Annotated in this window: 15 protein-coding genes; 11 read left to right on the top strand and 4 right to left on the bottom strand. The window is 64.5% G+C overall.

Going from position 1 to position 18,238, the window contains the following annotated elements; translation table 11 throughout:
• Positions 1–51: 51 nt before the first annotated feature.
• Entirely contained in the window at positions 52–498 is a 447-nt protein-coding gene (locus ACK2SD_RS22340) for a c-type cytochrome (RefSeq protein WP_412460872.1), read from the top strand.
• A 40-nt stretch (positions 499–538) separates the two neighbouring features.
• Here ACK2SD_RS22340 and ACK2SD_RS22335 read toward each other — a convergent pair whose 3' ends face one another.
• The 3 genes from ACK2SD_RS22335 to ACK2SD_RS22325 form a co-directional block, all read right to left on the bottom strand.
• On the bottom strand, positions 539–934 hold the full coding sequence (locus ACK2SD_RS22335) for a DUF1090 domain-containing protein (RefSeq protein WP_029614542.1): 396 nt from the start codon (positions 932–934) through the stop codon (positions 539–541).
• A 187-nt stretch (positions 935–1,121) separates the two neighbouring features.
• Positions 1,122–2,312, bottom strand: coding sequence for a methionine adenosyltransferase (gene metK / locus ACK2SD_RS22330; RefSeq protein WP_029614541.1), 1,191 nt, complete (start codon positions 2,310–2,312; stop codon positions 1,122–1,124).
• A gap of 12 nt (positions 2,313–2,324) precedes the next feature.
• The gene (locus ACK2SD_RS22325; protein ID WP_116887424.1) at positions 2,325–3,323 is read right to left on the bottom strand and encodes an ArsR/SmtB family transcription factor; all 999 of its coding nucleotides are present in this window, start codon (positions 3,321–3,323) and stop codon (positions 2,325–2,327) included.
• Between the two features lie 260 nt (positions 3,324–3,583).
• Here ACK2SD_RS22325 and tkt point away from each other — a divergent pair, with 260 nt between their 5' ends.
• The 8 genes from tkt (at position 3,584) to ACK2SD_RS22285 (ending at position 13,171) form a co-directional block, all read left to right on the top strand.
• Entirely contained in the window at positions 3,584–5,581 is a 1,998-nt protein-coding gene (gene tkt, locus ACK2SD_RS22320) for a transketolase (protein ID WP_412460871.1), read from the top strand.
• A 153-nt stretch (positions 5,582–5,734) separates the two neighbouring features.
• Positions 5,735–6,811 carry an erythrose-4-phosphate dehydrogenase gene (epd, locus tag ACK2SD_RS22315; RefSeq protein ID WP_039582772.1) on the top strand — a complete coding sequence of 359 codons (1,077 nt, stop codon included), beginning with the start codon at positions 5,735–5,737 and terminating at the stop codon, positions 6,809–6,811.
• Positions 6,808–7,971, top strand: coding sequence for a phosphoglycerate kinase (locus ACK2SD_RS22310; protein ID WP_412460870.1), 1,164 nt, complete (start codon positions 6,808–6,810; stop codon positions 7,969–7,971). Before epd ends, ACK2SD_RS22310 begins: the two co-directional genes overlap by 4 nt.
• Positions 7,972–8,004: 33 nt before the next feature.
• Positions 8,005–8,223 (top strand): hypothetical protein, encoded by a 219-nt coding sequence (locus tag ACK2SD_RS22305; RefSeq protein ID WP_039583343.1) that lies wholly within the window; start codon positions 8,005–8,007, stop codon positions 8,221–8,223.
• A gap of 86 nt (positions 8,224–8,309) precedes the next feature.
• The gene (locus tag ACK2SD_RS22300; RefSeq protein ID WP_029614536.1) at positions 8,310–8,636 is read left to right on the top strand and encodes an MliC family protein; all 327 of its coding nucleotides are present in this window, start codon (positions 8,310–8,312) and stop codon (positions 8,634–8,636) included.
• Positions 8,637–8,736: 100 nt separating this feature from the next.
• A complete protein-coding gene (fba, locus tag ACK2SD_RS22295; RefSeq protein ID WP_029614535.1) occupies positions 8,737–9,801 on the top strand; it encodes a class II fructose-bisphosphate aldolase in 1,065 nt (354 codons plus the stop codon).
• A 185-nt stretch (positions 9,802–9,986) separates the two neighbouring features.
• Positions 9,987–11,270, top strand: coding sequence for a diguanylate cyclase (locus ACK2SD_RS22290; RefSeq protein WP_412460869.1), 1,284 nt, complete (start codon positions 9,987–9,989; stop codon positions 11,268–11,270).
• A 122-nt stretch (positions 11,271–11,392) separates the two neighbouring features.
• Positions 11,393–13,171, top strand: coding sequence for an acyl-CoA dehydrogenase C-terminal domain-containing protein (locus tag ACK2SD_RS22285; protein WP_412460868.1), 1,779 nt, complete (start codon positions 11,393–11,395; stop codon positions 13,169–13,171).
• Between the two features lie 283 nt (positions 13,172–13,454).
• On the opposite strand, the gene ACK2SD_RS22280 is transcribed toward ACK2SD_RS22285, so the two are convergent.
• Complete coding sequence (locus tag ACK2SD_RS22280; RefSeq protein ID WP_295486705.1) at positions 13,455–14,360, bottom strand: LysR family transcriptional regulator; 906 nt, start codon at positions 14,358–14,360, stop codon at positions 13,455–13,457.
• Positions 14,361–14,569: 209 nt separating this feature from the next.
• On the opposite strand from ACK2SD_RS22280, the gene ACK2SD_RS22275 reads away from it, so the two are divergent.
• Positions 14,570–15,754: an aspartate aminotransferase family protein gene (locus ACK2SD_RS22275; protein ID WP_412460867.1), complete on the top strand. Its 1,185-nt coding sequence runs from the start codon at positions 14,570–14,572 to the stop codon at positions 15,752–15,754.
• A 287-nt stretch (positions 15,755–16,041) separates the two neighbouring features.
• Positions 16,042–18,183 (top strand): putative bifunctional diguanylate cyclase/phosphodiesterase, encoded by a 2,142-nt coding sequence (locus ACK2SD_RS22270; RefSeq protein ID WP_412460866.1) that lies wholly within the window; start codon positions 16,042–16,044, stop codon positions 18,181–18,183.
• Positions 18,184–18,238 lie beyond the last annotated feature (55 nt).

The raw sequence follows: 18,238 nt of genomic DNA, 5'->3' as shown, positions 1-18,238 counted from the left end.
CCGATGGGCGGCGATACTGCATGCCCGATTCCGTTGGCCGTAGAGACCGTGATGTACAAGCGATTGACCGTAGTGCTGCTCGCCACCCTGGCCCTGTGCGCCTGCGAGCGTGTCGACCCGAACTCGCCGCTGGGCCAGCGCAAGGCGATCTTCAAGGACATGCTCAAGACCAGCGAAGACCTGGGCGGCATGCTGCGCGGACGCCTGCCGTTCGATGCGGCGAAGTTCGAGGCCGGCGCCGCGCGCCTCGATACCTTGGCCCATGCGCCCTGGCAGCACTTTCCGGCAGTGCGCGACGATGGCGACAGCAGTGCCCGGCCCGAGGTGTGGCAGCGTCAGGCACGCTTCGAGGCGCTGGCCCGCCAGCTTGAGGGCGTGACCGGCGAACTGGTCGTCGCCAGCACCGGCCAGCGGCTGAACACCGAGGCACTGAAAGCGCCGATGGACCGCGTCGAGGCAGCGTGCAAGGCCTGCCATACGGAGTTCCGCAACCACTGATCGGCAGCGCGCGCGGCGAGCCCGGCGCGCCACTCGGTCATCAGCGCTCGAGTTCGTCCACCGCTTCCTGCAGTTCCTTCTTCGATTCGGCGAGCTTTTCCTTGCGCTTGTTGATCTTCTCCGGGTCGCCCTTCTTCATGGCCTTGTCCAGGTCCTTGGTGCGCTGGCTGACCTCGTGGCGAGCGTCGAGCACCTTCTGCTCACGCTCCTTGCGCAGGCTGCTGTCGGTGCAGTTGGCAGTGACTTCGCTCAGCGCTTTCTCCAGGCCGGCGGCCTGGTCGCTGTTGTTGTGCGCGCGGGCTTCGCTGAGTTGCTGCTCGATGGCGCTGCGTTTGGCGGCGCAGCCGGTCAGGCCGGCATCGGGTTGAGCCGCCTGCAGCGGGCCGGCGGCCAGGCCGACGACTGCCAGCAGGGCGAGCGTGGAAACTGATTTCATGAACGAGGGCCTCTTTACAGGGCGGGACGACAAAGACGAAATCCTGCCCGGATTTTGCCCATTTGGAAACCGTGGTGACCTGATTGACCTCAAGAGGGAGAAAGTCCCTACGGTTTTGTGCGATCAGGTATGAAAAAGCCCCTGCCAATCGCTCGGCAGGGGCTTGCGGGTTCGACGCCAGATGGCCTTACAGGCCGGCCGCGTCGCGCAGGGCGGCAGCGCGGTCGGTGCGTTCCCAGGTGAAGGTGGTGAAGGTGTCGTCGCCGACGGTCTTTTGCTGCGGCTCACGGCCGAAGTGACCGTAGGCGGCGGTTTCCTGGTACATCGGGTGGAGCAGGTCGAGCATCTTGGTGATGGCGTACGGACGCAGGTCGAAGCACTCACGCACCAGTTGCACGATCTTCTCGTCGGAGACCTTGCCGGTGCCGAAGGTGTTGATCGAAATGGAGGTCGGCTGGGCCACGCCGATGGCGTAGGACACCTGGATCTCGCAACGCTCGGCCAGGCCCGCGGCGACGATGTTCTTGGCCACGTAGCGGCCGGCGTAGGCGGCGGAGCGGTCGACCTTGGACGGGTCCTTGCCGGAGAATGCGCCGCCGCCGTGGCGGGCCATGCCGCCGTAGGAGTCGACGATGATCTTGCGGCCGGTCAGGCCGCAGTCGCCCACCGGGCCACCGATGATGAAGTTGCCGGTCGGGTTGATGTGGAACTGGGTGCCTTTGTGCAGCAGTTCGGCCGGCAGGGTGTGCTTGACGATCAGCTCCATCACCGCTTCCTGCAGGTCTTTCTGCGACACCTCGGGGTTGTGCTGGGTCGACAGCACCACCGCGTCGATGCCCACTACCTTGCCGTTTTCGTAGCGGCAGGTGACCTGCGATTTGGCGTCCGGGCGCAGCCACGGCAGCAGCTTGGACTTGCGCGCTTCGGCCTGGCGCTCGACCAAACGGTGCGAGAAGCAGATGGGCGCCGGCATCAGCACGTCGGTTTCGTTGCTGGCGTAGCCGAACATCAGGCCTTGGTCGCCAGCGCCCTGGTCTTCCGGCTTGGAACGATCGACGCCCTGGGCGATGTCCACCGACTGCTTGCCGATGATGTTCATCACGGCGCAGGTGGCGCCGTCGAAGCCGACGTCGGAGCTGTTGTAGCCGATGTCGATGATGACCTTGCGCACCAGCTCTTCCAGGTCGACCCAGGCCGAGGTGGTGACTTCGCCGGCGATGATCGCCACGCCGGTCTTGACCAGGGTTTCACAGGCCACGCGGGCGTACTTGTCCTGGGCGATGATCGCGTCCAGGACGGCATCGGAAATCTGGTCGGCGATCTTGTCCGGATGCCCTTCGGACACGGACTCGGAGGTGAAAAGGGAGTATTCGCTCATCTCGAAGGGTTCCTAAAATGTACCGATGTGTGTGTTGCCAGCGGCCCGCTGGAAATGCCGGACCTGGATCTGGAAACCGTTACGCAAGCCCACATAGAGGCTGTCGCCGGGGGTGAGCCCGGCCAAGGTGGCCCAACGGGCCAGATCGTCCTGCTCGAAGCCCAGCCACAGGTCGCCGCAGGCTTCGCGGGCCCACGCCTGATCGTGACTGCACAAGTCGGTGACCAGCAGGCTGCCGCCGGCCTTCACCCGTGCGGCCAACTGGCGCAGCGCCTGGGCCGGGTCGGGGAAATGGTGCAGCACCATGTTCAGCACCACGCAGTCGGCCTGCACGTCCGCGGCGCCGAGGGCGTCGGCCAGGTGCAGGGTGACGTTGTCCAGAGCCTCGCGCTCGCACACCTGGCGGGCCAGCTCGAGCATGGTCGGGCTGTTGTCCAGTGCCGTGACGTGGGCGAAGCGCCGGGCCAGGTCGGGCAGGAAACCGCCATCGCCGGGGCCGACCTCCAGGGCGCTGGTGTGGGCGCCGAAGTGCAGCTTGTCGAGCAGCGCCAGCAGGCTTTCCCGGTATTGCGGCAAGCCGGCGATCAGGTCCTGCTGGGCACGGAATTTCTCTTCGACGCGCAGGAAAAAGTCCTGGCTGGTGGCCGCGCGACGCTGCTGCACCTGGGCGATGCGGGCCTGCACCTCCTGGGCCAACGCCAGGCCGTCGACTTCTTCGAGCAGCGCCGAATGCAGGCGCCCGCCCAGGCGCTGGCTGTCCGGCAGGGCGCGGCGATAGAAGATGGCATTGCCCTCACGGCGGGTGGCCACCAGGTCGGCCTGGGCCAGCACCTTGAGGTGATGGCTCATGCCCGACTGGCCGATGTCGAAGATCTGCGCCAGCTCCAGCACGCCGAACGAGTCGCTGGCCAGCGCGCGCAGCACGTTCAGGCGCAGCGGATCGCCGCCGGCCTTGCACAGGGCGGTCAGCTCGTCGCTGCGGTGAGAGGTGATGGGCGCTTGAAGATTCATGGAGCGGGAGTCTAGACAGCCAACCGTGCCCCCGCAAGGCCAATATCAAAAAGTTTTGATATTGGGCGGCCGTTCGCCGCCAGCGGCAAGCCTCGAGCTTCAGGCGGCACGTCCGACGCGGTCCGTAAGGGGGGAACCGGCGTCTTGCAGCTTCAAGCTTGCCGCTTGAAGCTCGAAATGTTTGCCCCTGGCCGCACAGTGGGGGAAAATGGTCGTCTTTTTCCCGTTTCACCACTTCTTCAAGCCTCAGGAGACCTGCGATGCCCAGCCGTCGTGATCGTGCCAACGCCATTCGTGCCCTCAGCATGGATGCCGTGCAAAAGGCCAACAGCGGCCACCCCGGTGCCCCCATGGGCATGGCGGATATCGCCGAAGTGCTTTGGCGCGACTACCTCAAGCACAACCCGAGCAACCCCAGCTTCGCCGACCGCGACCGCTTCGTGCTGTCCAACGGCCATGGCTCGATGCTGATCTATTCGCTGCTGCACCTGAGCGGCTACGACCTGTCCATCGACGACCTCAAGGGCTTCCGCCAACTGCACAGCCGTACCCCAGGTCACCCGGAATATGGCTACACCCCAGGGGTGGAGACCACCACCGGTCCGCTCGGCCAGGGCATCGCCAACGCCGTGGGCTTCGCCCTGGCAGAGAAGATCATGGCGGCGCAGTTCAACCGTGAAGGCCACGACATCGTCGACCACCACACCTATGTGTTCATGGGCGATGGCTGCATGATGGAAGGCATTTCCCACGAAGTCGCCTCCCTGGCCGGCACCCTGGGCCTGAACAAGCTGATCGCCTTCTACGACGACAACGGCATCTCCATCGACGGCGAAGTGCACGGCTGGTTCACCGACAACACCCCGGCGCGTTTCGAAGCCTACAACTGGCAGGTGATTCGCAACGTCAACGGCCACGATGCCGAAGAGATCAAGACCGCCATCGAGACGGCGCGCAAGAGCGACCGTCCGACGCTGATCTGCTGCAAGACCATCATCGGCTTCGGTTCGCCGAACAAGCAGGGCAAGGAAGACTGCCACGGCGCCCCACTGGGCAACGACGAAATCGCCCTGGCGCGCAAGGAACTGAACTGGAACTACGGTCCGTTCGAGATTCCGGCCGACATCTACGCCGAATGGGACGCCAAGGACGCCGGTGCCAAGGCCGAAGCCGAGTGGAACCAGCGCTTCGAGGCCTACGCCAAGGCCTTCCCGGAACTGGCCGCCGAGTTCAAGCGCCGCAGCGCCGGTGAGTTGCCTGCCGACTTCAGCCAGAAGGCTCAGCAGTACATCGAGGAAGTGGCCGCCAAGGGTGAGACCATCGCCAGCCGCAAGGCCAGCCAGAACACCCTGAACGCCTTCGGTCCGCTGCTGCCTGAACTGCTCGGCGGTTCGGCCGACCTGGCCGGCTCCAACCTTACCCTGTGGAAGGGCTGCAAGGGCGTCGATGCCGTCGATGCCAGCGGCAACTATGTGTTCTACGGCGTGCGCGAGTTCGGCATGACCGCCATCATGAACGGCCTGGCCCTGCACGGCGGCCTGGTGCCCTACGGCGCCACCTTCCTGATGTTCATGGAGTACGCCCGCAACGCGGTGCGCATGTCGGCGCTGATGAAGCAGCGTGTGGTGCATGTGTACACCCACGACTCCATCGGCCTGGGCGAAGACGGCCCGACCCACCAGCCGGTCGAGCAACTGACCAGCCTGCGCAGCACGCCGAACCTGGACACCTGGCGTCCGGGCGATGCGGTCGAGTCGGCCGTGGCCTGGAAAGCCGCGCTGGAGCGCAACGACGGTCCGTCCGCGCTGATCTTCTCCCGGCAGAACCTGCAGCATCAGCCGCGCAGCGCCCAGCAGATCGCTGACATCGCGCGTGGCGGCTACGTGCTCAAGGACTGCGCCGGCGAGCCGGAACTGATCCTCATCGCCACCGGCTCGGAAGTGGGTCTGGCCGTTCAGGCCTTCGACGCGCTCAGCGAGCAGGGCCGCAAGGTCCGCGTGGTATCGATGCCGAGCACCAGCGTGTTCGACGCCCAGGACGCCGCCTACAAGCAATCGGTACTGCCGCTGGAAGTCGGTGCGCGCATCGCCATCGAAGCGGCCCATGCCGACTTCTGGTACAAGTACGTCGGGCTCGAAGGCCGCGTCATCGGCATGACCACCTACGGCGAGTCGGCCCCGGCCTCCGCGCTGTTCGAGGAGTTCGGCTTCACCCTGGAGAACATCCTGGGCACCGCCGAAGAGCTGCTGGAAGACTGATTCATGCCTGGCGAGGCGAGGGCGATGCCCTCGTCTCGCGACACAAGGCCGCTTTCACAAGGCACTGCTTGCACCGTGCCCTGTGGAAGCGGCCTTGTGCCGCGCTGGGCTGCATGGCGGCCCCGATGGCCATCCTGCATTAGCGAGTCGCGAATGACCCACGATCGTCCCTACAAAGTTGCACTCAACGGTTACGGCCGCATCGGCCGTTGTGTCCTGCGCGCGCTGTTCGAGCGAGGGGCGAAGGCCGGCTTCGAGATCGTCGCGCTGAACGACCTGGCCGATCAGGCCAGTCTGGAATACCTGACCCGCTTCGACTCCACCCATGGCCGCTTCCCCGGCGAGGTGAAGGTCGATGGCGATTGTCTGCACATCAACGGCGACTGCGTGAAAGTCATGCGCAGTGCCACTCCCGAAGGCATCGACTGGGCGGCACTGGACGTGGACCTGGTGCTCGAATGCTCTGGCGCTTACCACAGCCGAGTCGACGGCCAGCGTTTTCTCCAGGCCGGGGCGCCGCGCGTGCTGTTCTCCCAGCCCATGGCCAGCGAGGCGGATGTCGATGCCACCGTGGTCTACGGCATCAATCAGCACTGCCTGACCGGTCACGAACGCCTGGTCTCCAACGCCTCCTGCACCACCAACTGCGGCGTGCCGCTGCTGCGGGTGCTGGATCAGGCCTTCGGTATCGACTACGTGCAGATCACCACCATCCACTCGGCGATGAACGACCAGCCGGTGATCGATGCCTACCATCACGAAGACCTGCGCCGCACCCGCTCGGCGTTCCAGTCGGTGATCCCGGTGTCCACCGGGCTGGCACGCGGCATCGAGCGCCTGCTGCCGGAACTTGCCGGGCGAATCCAGGCCAAAGCGGTACGCGTGCCGACCGTCAACGTGTCGTGCCTGGACATCACCCTGCTGACCGCTCGCGACACCAGCGCCGCCGAGGTCAACCGGGTGCTGCGCGAGGCCGCACTGGACGGTCCGCTCAAAGGCCTGCTGGCCTACACCGAGCTGCCCCACGCCAGCTGTGATTTCAACCATGATCCGCATTCGGCCATCGTCGATGCCAGCCAGACGCGCGTCAGCGGCCCTCGGCTCGTCAACCTGCTGGCCTGGTTCGACAACGAATGGGGATTCGCCAACCGTATGCTCGACGTCGCGGGGCATTACCTGCACGTCGTCCACCAAACCGCCGCAAACAGCCCTGAAGGACTGCATTCATGACCGTGTTGAAGATGACCGACCTCGACCTGCAAGGTAAACGCGTACTGATCCGCGAAGACCTCAACGTGCCTGTGAAGGACGGTGTGGTTACCAGCGATGCGCGTATCCAGGCTGCGTTGCCGACCATCAAGCTGGCCCTGGAGAAGGGCGCGGCGCTGATGGTCTGCTCGCACCTCGGGCGCCCGAGCGAAGGCGAGTTCTCCCAGGAAAACAGCCTGAAGCCCGTGGCCGAATACCTGAGCAAGGCCCTGGGCCGCGACGTACCGCTGGTGGCCGACTACCTCGACGGCGTCGAGATCAAGGCCGGTGAGGTGGTGCTGTTCGAGAATGTGCGCTTCAACAAGGGCGAGAAAAAGAACGCCGACGAGCTGGCGCAGAAGTACGCGGCCCTGTGCGATGTATTCGTGATGGACGCGTTCGGCACCGCCCACCGCGCAGAAGGTTCCACCCATGGCGTGGCCAAGTTCGCCAAGGTTGCGGCGGCCGGCCCGCTGCTGGCTGCAGAGCTCGATGCCCTGGGCAAGGCGCTGAAGGCGCCGGCCAAGCCGATGGCGGCCATCGTCGCCGGTTCCAAGGTTTCGACCAAGCTCGATGTGCTCAACAGCCTGTCCGGCGTGTGCGACCAACTGATCGTCGGTGGCGGCATCGCCAACACCTTCCTCGCTGCCGCCGGTCACCCGGTCGGCAAGTCGCTGTACGAACCTGACCTGGTCGATACCGCCAAGGCCATCGCCACCAAGGTCAGCGTGCCGCTGCCGGTGGATGTGGTGGTGGCCAAGGAATTCGCTGAGAGCGCTGAGGCCACGGTCAAGGCCATCGCCGACGTGGCGGACGACGACATGATTCTCGACATCGGCCCGCAAACCGCCGCCCAGTTCGCCGAGCTGCTGAAGTCGTCGAAGACCACCTTGTGGAACGGTCCGGTCGGGGTGTTCGAATTCGACCAGTTCGGCAACGGCACCAAAGTGCTGGCCAAGGCCATCGCCGACAGTGCGGCGTTCTCCATCGCCGGCGGTGGCGACACTCTGGCAGCTATCGACAAATATGGCGTCGGTGCCGATATCTCCTACATTTCCACCGGTGGCGGTGCTTTCCTCGAGTTCGTCGAGGGCAAGGTACTGCCTGCGGTGGCCGTGCTCGAAGAGCGGGCCAAGGGCTGATCGGCGATGGCGCCTGGCAAAGGGAGCGACCTGATGGTCAAGCAATTGCCTGTGCTGGTCCTGTTCGCGCTGCTCGGCGCCTGTTCCAGCGATCGTGCGACGGACAGCGAGCCGGCGCACGCGCCCCAGGGCGGCTGCTATCAGTCGCAGTGGCAGGCCGAGACGGTTCCGGTGATCAACAAGCGCCTGGGGCCGGACGGTCTGGAGAAGTATGACGACGAGTACCAGCGCAAGGCGCCCGGCTGCCCTTGATCGGGTCGTGGGCAACCGATGGGTGGTTTTGTGGTCTTGAACAGTGGGTCGGTGGCGTCACCCCCGGCCCCACGCGAGGAAGCTGAATGAAAGCGCTGCTGGCCGCACTGGCCCTGGCAACCCTGGCCGGTTGCTCGTTGCTGCAACCGACCTCCGCTCCGGCGGACACCTGGACCCGCTGGGTCTGTGACAGCCAGGCCGAGGTGTTGTGGCGCTATGCCGACGCCTCGCAGCAAGCGGTGGACGTACGCCTCGGCGGCGCCGACCAGGTCTACCGGCTCAAGGCCGAGCCCGGCGCTTCGGGTGCGTTGTACAGCGATGGCGTGCTCGCCTTCCACACCAAGGGCGACGAAGGCCTGGTGTACTGGGAAGCGACCAACGATCTGATTGGGCGGGGCTGCAAGGCACCGTGATTGGCCGGACCGTCACGGCGGTCCACAACTACTTGAACAGCAACCGCCCCTGCGGCAGGCTTGCACGAAACAACGACGCTTGTCGGGAGAGAGATACACAATGGCACTCATTAGCATGCGCCAGATGCTGGACCACGCCGCCGAGTTCGGCTACGGCGTTCCAGCTTTCAACGTCAACAACCTCGAGCAGATGCGCGCCATCATGGAAGCGGCCGACAAGACCGACTCTCCGGTCATCGTCCAGGCCTCCGCCGGTGCGCGCAAATACGCCGGCGCTCCCTTCCTGCGTCACCTGATCCTGGCGGCCATCGAAGAATTCCCGCACATCCCGGTGTGCATGCACCAGGACCACGGCACCAGCCCTGACGTCTGCCAGCGCTCGATCCAGCTGGGCTTCAGCTCGGTGATGATGGACGGCTCGCTCAAGGAAGACGGCAAGACCCCGTCGGACTACGACTACAACGTGCGCGTGACCCAGCAAACCGTCGCGTTCGCCCACGCCTGCGGCGTGTCGGTCGAAGGCGAGCTGGGTTGCCTGGGCAGCCTGGAAACCGGTCAGGCCGGTGAAGAAGACGGCGTTGGCGCCGAAGGCATCCTGGACCACAGCCAGATGCTGACCGACCCGGAAGAAGCCGCTGATTTCGTCAAGAAGACCCAGGTCGATGCCCTGGCCATCGCCATCGGCACCAGCCACGGCGCCTACAAGTTCACCAAGCCGCCGACCGGCGACATCCTGGCGATCGATCGCATCAAGGCCATTCACCAGCGCATCCCCGACACTCACCTGGTGATGCACGGTTCTTCGTCTGTACCGCAGGACTGGCTGGCGATCATCAACGAGTTCGGCGGCGACATCAAAGAAACCTACGGCGTGCCGGTCGAAGAAATCGTCGAAGGCATCAAGCACGGTGTGCGCAAGGTCAACATCGATACCGACCTGCGCCTGGCCTCCACCGGTGCGATCCGTCGCTTCCTGGAGCAGAACAAGTCCGAGTTCGACCCACGCAAATACTTCGCCCAGACCGTCGTGGCCATGCGTGACATCTGCATCGCCCGCTACGAAGCCTTCGGCACCGCAGGCAACGCCTCGAAGATCAAACCGATCTCCCTGGACGCCATGTACCTGCGCTACGCCAAAGGCGAGCTGGCCGCCAAGGTCAACTGATCGTTCGAGCGCACTGAAGAAACCCGCAGCGATGCGGGTTTTTTCATGCCTGCATGTCTGAGTTGGAGGAACCTGGCAGATGCGCCAAGGTCGGTAAATCGCCCACCTGTATTCATCTATTCATGCGCGCGGCCGATGAATTAAGGCACAATGCTATTATTGACCTTCCGGGTCGGAGATTGCCCGTGTTTCGCCTATCCGCTGTCCGCCCGAGCCACTTCCTGCCTTCGATCCTGCTGCTGCTGTTCGGGCTCGCAGCCGCGTACGTGCGCGACCTGAGCGTGTTCTTCACCTCCCTGTTCAACGTACTGCCGACCATGGTGCTGCTGCTCGGCGGCGCGTACTGTGCGGTCTACCGTCGCCAGCGCGAGCTGTTCCTGATGGTCACGGTGTACATCGCCTATTTTCTGCTCGACACCCAGACCGACTACTACCGCGACCACGGCCAGGTGCGCGAAGATGCTGCGGTGGTGTTTCACCTGGTGTGCCTGCTGCTGCCGGGGCTGTATGGCCTGTTCGGCGCCTGGCAGGAACGCACTCACCTGGCCCAGGACATGCTTGCGCGCTTTGCCGTGCTGTTCGCGGTCGGCGGTGTGGCCCTGGCCCTGGAGCAGAGCTACCCGCAGGCGTTGCTGGGCTGGCTGGCGGAAATTCGCTGGCCGTCGTTGCATGGCCAGTGGATGAGCCTGATTCAACTCGCCTACCCGCTGTTCTTCGGAGTGTTCGTGCTGCTCGTGGTGCAGTACCTGCGCCAGCCACGGCCTTTGCATGCGGCGCAGATCGTCGGTCTGATCGGCATTTTCTGGATGTTGCCGCAGACCTTCATCCTGCCCTTCACCCTGAACATCATGTGCAGCCAGGTGATGCTGATGATCGCCGCCGCGGTGTCCCATGAGGCCTATCAGATGGCATTCCGCGATGAGCTGACCGGCCTGCCGGGGCGTCGAGCGCTGAACGAGCGCATGCAGCGCCTGGGGCGCAGCTATGTGATCGCCATGACCGATGTGGATCACTTCAAGAAATTCAACGACACCCACGGCCACGATGTCGGCGACCAAGTGCTGCGGCTGGTCGCCAGCCGCCTGTCGAAAGTGACCGGCGGTGGTCGTGCCTATCGTTACGGCGGTGAAGAGTTCGCGTTGGTGTTCGCCGGGCAGACCCTCGAAGAGTGCCTGCCGCACCTGGAGGCGGTACGCGAAATGATCGCCAACTACGCCATCCAGCTACGCGATCAGAACAGCCGACCGCAGAACGACACCGCCGGTCGCCAGCGGCGCGCCGGATCGGCGGGTAATACGGTGTCGGTGACCATCAGCATCGGTGTCGCCGAGCGTCTGCCGGAGCATCGAAATCCCGATGAGGTGCTCAAGTCGGCCGACCAGGCGCTCTACAGCGCCAAGGCGGCGGGGCGCAACTGCGTGATGCAGACCGGGCAGACGGTGCGGCGTGGCGCTGTACGCACGGTGTGACCATCTATGACCATTCGGTCGCTTGATGACCCTATGTCTCGTAAAAGTTGTTCGGTTACACTGCCTGCAACCCAGTGTGCGGCCCCGGCGGGCCGCTCCGACTCTACTAGCGAGAGGTTGTCATGGCCGACTATAAAGCGCCCCTGCGCGATATGCGCTTCGTACTCAATGAAGTCTTCAATGTGGCCGATCTGTGGGCTCGGCTACCGGGCCTGGCGGAGGTCGTCGACCTCGACACCGCCATGGCTGTGCTGGAAGAAGCGGGCAAGGTCACCAGTCGCAGCATCGCTCCGCTCAGCCGCGCCGCCGACGAAGAAGGCTGCCACTGGGACAACGGTGCAGTACGCACTCCGGCAGGCTTCATCGAGGCCTATCGCACCTATGCCGAAGGGGGCTGGGTCGGCGTCGGCGGCGACCCGCTGTTCGGTGGCATGGGCATGCCCAAGGTCGTCTCCGCCCAAGTGGAGGAGATGGTCAACGCGGCGAGCCTGTCGTTCGGCCTGTATCCGATGCTCACCGCCGGGGCCTGCCTGTCCATCAACGCCCATGCCAGCGAGGCGCTCAAGCAGCGCTACCTGCCGAACATGTACGCAGGCGTCTGGGCCGGTTCCATGTGCCTCACCGAGCCTCACGCCGGCACCGACCTGGGCATCATCCGCACCCGTGCCGAGCCTCAGGCCGACGGCAGCTACAAGGTCAGCGGCACCAAGATCTTCATCACCGGCGGCGAGCACGACCTGACCGAGAACATCATTCACCTGGTGCTGGCCAAGCTGCCGGACGCTCCGCCCGGCCCCAAGGGTATCTCGCTGTTTCTGGTGCCCAAGTTCCTGGTCAACGAAGACGGCAGCCTCGGCGCGCGCAACCCGGCCAACTGCGGCTCCATCGAGCACAAGATGGGCATCCAGGCCTCGGCCACCTGCGTGATGAACTTCGACCAGGCGCTGGGTTACCTCGTCGGTGAGCCGAACAAAGGGCTGGCGGCGATGTTCACCATGATGAACTACGAACGCCTGGGCGTGGGTATCCAGGGCCTGGCGTCGGCCGAGCGCTCCTACCAGAACGCTGTGGAGTATGCCCGTGACCGTTTGCAGAGCCGCGCACCGACCGGCGCGCAGGCCAAGGACAAGGTGGCGGATCCGATCATCGTCCACCCGGACGTACGGCGCATGCTGCTGACCATGAAAGCGCTGAACGAAGGGGGGCGCGCGTTCTCCACCTACGTGGCCCTGCAACTGGACAGCGCCAAGTTCAGCGAAGACCCGGCCACCCGCAAGCGCAGCGAGGAACTGGTCGCGCTGCTCACGCCTGTGGCCAAGGCTTTCCTCACCGACCTGGGGCTGGAGTGCACGGTGCATGGCCAGCAGGTGTTCGGTGGTCACGGCTACATCCGCGAGTGGGGGCAGGAGCAACTGGTGCGCGACGTGCGCATCACCCAGATCTACGAGGGTACCAACGGCATCCAGGCGCTGGACCTGATGGGGCGCAAGGTGGTGGCCAGTGGTGGCGCCTACTACCGGCTGTTCGCCGATGAGGTCCGTCAGTTCATCGATTCGGCCGACGCTAATGTCGGAGAATTCACACGTCCGTTGGGCGTGGCCCTGGATCAGCTCGACGGCCTGACCGAATGGGTGCTGCAGCAGGCCAAGGACAATCCGAACGAAATCGGCGCCGCCTCGGTCGAATACCTGCATGCCTTCGGCTATGTCGCCTACGCCTACATGTGGGCCTTGATGGCCCACGCCGCACAGGTCGGCGAGGGCGACGAGGCCTTCTACGGCGCCAAGCTCGGCACCGCACGCTTCTATTTCGCACGCCTGCTGCCCAGGGTCGATTCGCTGGTGGCGGCGGTGAAGGCGGGCAGCGAGCCGCTGTACCTGCTGGATGCGGCGCAATTCTGATGGACGGGACGGGTAATGTGAGACGTCTCTGACGTCTCGGAATCCTCGGCCTTGTAAGCTTTTTCCTACGCTGCGTGGTGACTTTTCGCCTCTTTCCTAAGATTGGATCCAGGGTTAATCTTTCTCACATGGACGCAGCGCAGGAAGCGCAAAGGACAGAACAGGGACACAAGAGGATTTCCCGCCAGGATGGTGGGACGATAGGGATGTCAGGGAAACAGTCTGGATAACCCCGCTTCGGCGGGGTTTCCTTCGTCTGGGGTTTTTATTTCCCATGCACGTCCTACGGCATCGCGCCATGTCGGGCGTCAGTTTCTTCCTCCAGCACTGTTCGCAGCAGCTCCACCGAGGCCTGCTGACGTTGTGCATCGCGAAACACCAAACCGACCTTCAGCGGCACCCGTGGCTCGCTCAGCGGCTTCCACAGCAGCGCCTGTTCGTCTTCGGCCGCTTCCTTCGCCCGCCCAGGCAGAATGGTCGCCAACGCAGTGTTCGCCAGGCTGTCGAGGATCCCGCCCATGTTGTTCATTTCCGCCTGAACCTGTGGCCGACGCCCAAGATTGGCCAGTTGCGCCTGCCAGATCTGGCGGATCTGGAACTCTTCGCCCAGCATCAACAGCGGCAGCTCGGCGGCCTGGCGGATCGAGACTTTCTTGAAGTCCTTCAACGGGTGGGTGTTGGGGATGACCAGTTGCAGTTCATCTTCGTACAGCAACTGACCGTGCAGCCCTGGCTGGCGCGGCGGCAGGTAGCTGATGCCGATATCCAGGCTGCCGTTGAGCAGCCGCCGCTCGATCTCCAGGCCCGACAGTTCATAGATCTGCACCACGAGATGCGGCTGCGCCCTGCGCAGCTTTTCCAGCAGTCGGGGCACCAGGCTCGGGCGCACGGTCTGCAGCACGCCAATGGCCAGAGTGCGCAGCGATTGCCCTTTGAAACCGAGCATCGCCTCCTGGGCGCGTTGCAGGCCGTCGAGCAGCGGCAGCGCGTGGTTGTAGAGGGTGTGCGCGGCCAGAGTCGGCAACAGACGCTTGTTGCTGCGTTCGAACAAGCTCAGGTCGAGGCTGTGCTCGAGCTGGCGGATCTGCTGCGACAGCGCGGGTTGCGACAGCGACAGTCGCTCGGCGGCTCGGCCCACATGGCCTTCTTCATACACCGCGACGAAATAACGCAGTTGGCGAAAATCCATAAGATTCACTTATCGAAAAAGCTGGGAAAACGAAATGGCCCCGGCGCGCCGAGACGCCTAGTCTAGCGCCGTCAATCAGCAGGATTAAGTGAACGATAGGCTTGATCTTGATGGTGATGAGTATTCGTTTTCGATAGGCAGAGCAAAACAACGACCTGCGGCCCAGACCGAGGCGCCTTGCCTGCATGCCTGAATGCCGTGGAGCCACCATGAACCTGTTCAAGCGGCGTCGCCCGACGCTCGCCGTTGTCGAGTCGCGCCAGGCGCAGCGTGGCCAAACTGCAGCGGTAGTGCCCAACGTGTGTGCCCGGGCCTTCGTACGCGGCCAGGGTTCCTGGCTGTGGGACGACCGTGGACATGCCTGCCTGGATTTCGACCAGGCGGGGGCGATGAACAGCCTGGGGCACAGCCCGCCAGTGCTGGTCAACGCGCTCGGCGCTCAGGCCCAGGCCCTGATCAATCCCGGCCGTCATTTCGCCAGCGCGCCCGCGCAGGCCTTGATCCAGCGCCTGTGCCAGGCCACCGGCAGCGATCAGGCCTGGGTGCTGGACAGCAGTGCCCAGGCCTGCGAAGACGCGCTCAGGCTCGCCCGTGAGTGGGGCAGACGGCACCGCAGCGGCGCCGAAGGCATCATCACCGCCGGCCGGACCCGCGGGACGGGTGTGAGTCAGGTGCCGTTCAACGACCTGGCGGCGCTGCACGCGCAAGTCGACTCGCGCACCGTGGCCATCATGCTCGAACCGCTCCAGGCTGACGCGGGCGTGATTCCGGCGACCCGAGACTACCTGCTCGGCGCCGAACAGCTTTGCCGCGAACTCGGCATCCTGCTGATCCTCGACGAGACGCAGACCGGCAGCGGCCGTTGTGGAGCGTTGTTGGCCGAGCAGACGTATGGCGTGCGTGCCGATATCGTCATTCTCGGCAGTGGCCTGGGCAGCGGTGTGCCGCTGGCCGCCCTGCTGGCACGCGGCACCGCCCTTTGCACCGAGGCGTGCGCCACGCCCATCAGGCAGGCCGATAACGCCTTGATGAGCGCGGCCGGGCTGGCCGTGCTCGATACCCTGCTCGCGCCGGGTTTTTTCGACCAGGTGCAGGACAGCGGCCGTCACCTGCGCGATGGCCTGAGCCGAGTGGCGCGGCGCTACAGCCACGGCGAGGTGCGTGGCCGGGGCTTGCTGTGGGCGCTGCACCTGCGTGAAGCCCAGGCCCAGGCACTGGTCGAGGCCGCCTTGGGCGAAGGCTTGCTGCTCGCTGCGGTGAAACCTGACGTCGTGCGCTTTTCCCCGGCACTGGATGTCAGTCGCGGCAATATCGACGACATGCTGCAGCGTCTGGCGCGATCGTTCGCCCACCTGCAGCCTCGTCAACAGCGCTTGGGTGAAGCATTCGGCTGATTTTTGATTTTCAACGAACCGTCTGGCGTATCTGCGCATCGCCCCTGACCTGCTGTGTTTGGTCAGGGGCGTTTTTTTGCCTGTCGCGCGTGCCCCTTCATCTGGATAGCCGCCACCGCCCGATACCCTCGTAAGGCCCATTCCATCGGCCCTGCAGGGCTCCGTTGATCGGCTATTCTGATTTAATTCATTGATAGCGAACTGATTGCATCGCTGACAGTGAACTCCGCTGCCGAGTCGACATCGGATCCAACTACAAGACAAAGACGTTCGCGAAGAGAAGTGGCATGGATGGAGCTCAATACGCGGCACCGCAAGGCAGCTCCGTGCTGCTGGTAGTCGATGACTACCCGGAAAATCTGATCACCATGCGCGCCTTGCTGGCCGGCCAGGATTGGCAGGTGATCACCGCAAGCTCAGGCAGGGAAGCCCTGAGCGCACTGTTGGAACACGAGGTGGACCTCGTCCTGCTGGACGTGCAGATGCCCGGCATGGACGGTTTCGAAGTCGCTCGGCTGATGCGCGGCAGTCAGCGCACGCGCCTCACGCCGATCATCTTCCTCACCGCCAACGAGCAGAGCCAGGCCGCTGTGCTCAAAGGCTACGCCAGCGGGGCGGTGGACTATCTGTTCAAACCGTTCGACCCGCAGATTCTCAAGCCCAAGGTACAGGCCATTCTGGAGCAGCAGCGCAACCAGCGCGCGCTGCAACGCTTGAGCCAGGCACTGGAGGCAGCGCATGCGTTCAGCACATCGGTGCTGGAAAATGCTGCCGAGGGCATCGTGGTGGTGGATGACTGCGGCATCATCGGCTTCGCCAACCCGGCCATTTCGCGGCTGCTCCAGGTGCCGGTGGCGCGCTTGCGCGGTGCCCATGTGCTGGACCTGATCCAGTTGCCCAGTGCTGCGCTGTGGCGCGACTCGGACTTCTACCATGCCTACCTGAGCCGGGAGATCTTCCGGGTCCACGATGCCCAGTTGCGTACCCCAGCCGGTTCGCTGATACCGGTAGCGCTGTCCTGTGCGCCATTGTCGGTCGAGCAGAAGGCCATGGTGGTGACGGTGCTGGATATGTCGGTGGTGAACAGCCTGCACCAGCAACTGGAGCATCAGGCGGTGACCGATCCCCTGACCGGCCTGCTCAACCGGCGCGGTTTCTATCAGACCGCCGAAGCTGCGCTGGTGCGCAACGAGCGCGCAGACAAGGTCCAGGCGCTGATGTACATGGACCTCGACGGCTTCAAGCAGATCAACGACACGTTTGGGCACGAGGCGGGCGACCGTGTACTGCGCTGGGTCGCCGAACAGCTCAGGGACTGTCTGGGTGCCCAGGCGCTGCTCGGGCGCATGGGCGGTGACGAGTTCACCGCGTTGTTCGACGGCTTGCCCTATCCGGAACAGGCAGGTCGCTATGCCGAGGCGCTGATCGAACGCATGTCCAGTTGTCCGCAGGTTGACGGCCAGGACGTGTGCCTGGGCATCAGCATCGGCATTGCCACCTACCCCGACTGCGGCGCCACCGTCGAAGGCCTGCTGCGCGCAGGCGACACGGCGATGTACGCAGCCAAGCGCGCCGGTCGCCAGCAGTACCGCTTCTACGCCCAGGAGCTCAATGGCCGGGCCCGCTCGCGGTTGATGCTCGAAGACAGCGTGCGCACCGCCATCAATCATCAGGATTTCACCTTGGTCTACCAGCCCCAGGTCGGCTTCGCCGATGGACATCTGCGTGGCTTCGAAGCCTTGTTGCGCTGGCAGCACCCCAGTGTCGGCGACGTGCCGCCGGGGCTGTTCATCCCACTGCTGGAGGAGGCGCACCTGATCCATCGCCTGGCCAGTTGGATCTACGGCAAGGGCGCTGCCCAGCGCCGGGACTGGCAACACGTGTTCGCCGACGATCTGGTGCTGGGCATCAGCTTGAGCCGCGCCCAGTTCACCCAACCGAACCTGGTCGACGAATTGCGCCGGGCCATCGAGGAACACGGGCTGGCGCCGGCGCAGTTGGAAGTGGAGGTGGCGGAAACCTCGCTGATGTACGACATCGACGCCGCGGCAAAGCAGATCAAGCGCCTGCGCGAGTTGGGGGTGCGCGTGGCGCTGGATGACTTCGGCGCTGGTGACTGTTCGCTGCGCATGTTGCGCGACTTGCCCATCGACACCCTCAAGCTCGATCGCCACCTGGTCGCGCGCTTGCCCGAGTCGCTGGCCGATGCGGCGTTGGTGCGCAGTGTCATTGCCCTGTGCGCCGATTACACCATCACCGTGATCGCCGAAGGTGTGGAAACGACGGCGCAGGCGCAGTGGCTGCGCGACAACGGCTGCGCCTACGTCCAGGGTTTTCTGGTGGCACGGCCGATGATGGCTGCCGACGCCCAGGGGTTCTCGTCGGTGTATGCCTGGCCGTCGACGTGCTTACCGTCGCCCACGAACTGACAAAACTGCTAGTTGTCGTGCCCTGTGGCGCGGTTGACTGTGTGGCCGACGACAC

The organism is Pseudomonas sp. SC11, from assembly GCF_047039205.1.
Lineage (GTDB): Bacteria > Pseudomonadota > Gammaproteobacteria > Pseudomonadales > Pseudomonadaceae > Aquipseudomonas > Aquipseudomonas boreofloridensis.
Note: the sequence above shows the minus strand (reverse complement) of the source record. Positions and strands in the feature narration are given on the sequence as shown.

Coding starts and splice junctions, on each gene's coding strand:
- ACK2SD_RS22340 (WP_412460872.1), top strand. CDS start 52: ATGTACAAGCGATTGACCGTAGTGCTGCTCGCCACCCTGGCCCTGTGC.
- ACK2SD_RS22335 (WP_029614542.1), bottom strand. CDS start 934: ATGAAATCAGTTTCCACGCTCGCCCTGCTGGCAGTCGTCGGCCTGGCC.
- metK (WP_029614541.1), bottom strand. CDS start 2,312: ATGAGCGAATACTCCCTTTTCACCTCCGAGTCCGTGTCCGAAGGGCAT.
- ACK2SD_RS22325 (WP_116887424.1), bottom strand. CDS start 3,323: ATGAATCTTCAAGCGCCCATCACCTCTCACCGCAGCGACGAGCTGACC.
- tkt (WP_412460871.1), top strand. CDS start 3,584: ATGCCCAGCCGTCGTGATCGTGCCAACGCCATTCGTGCCCTCAGCATG.
- epd (WP_039582772.1), top strand. CDS start 5,735: ATGACCCACGATCGTCCCTACAAAGTTGCACTCAACGGTTACGGCCGC.
- ACK2SD_RS22310 (WP_412460870.1), top strand. CDS start 6,808: ATGACCGTGTTGAAGATGACCGACCTCGACCTGCAAGGTAAACGCGTA.
- ACK2SD_RS22305 (WP_039583343.1), top strand. CDS start 8,005: ATGGTCAAGCAATTGCCTGTGCTGGTCCTGTTCGCGCTGCTCGGCGCC.
- ACK2SD_RS22300 (WP_029614536.1), top strand. CDS start 8,310: ATGAAAGCGCTGCTGGCCGCACTGGCCCTGGCAACCCTGGCCGGTTGC.
- fba (WP_029614535.1), top strand. CDS start 8,737: ATGGCACTCATTAGCATGCGCCAGATGCTGGACCACGCCGCCGAGTTC.
- ACK2SD_RS22285 (WP_412460868.1), top strand. CDS start 11,393: ATGGCCGACTATAAAGCGCCCCTGCGCGATATGCGCTTCGTACTCAAT.
- ACK2SD_RS22280 (WP_295486705.1), bottom strand. CDS start 14,360: ATGGATTTTCGCCAACTGCGTTATTTCGTCGCGGTGTATGAAGAAGGC.
- ACK2SD_RS22275 (WP_412460867.1), top strand. CDS start 14,570: ATGAACCTGTTCAAGCGGCGTCGCCCGACGCTCGCCGTTGTCGAGTCG.
- ACK2SD_RS22270 (WP_412460866.1), top strand. CDS start 16,042: ATGGATGGAGCTCAATACGCGGCACCGCAAGGCAGCTCCGTGCTGCTG.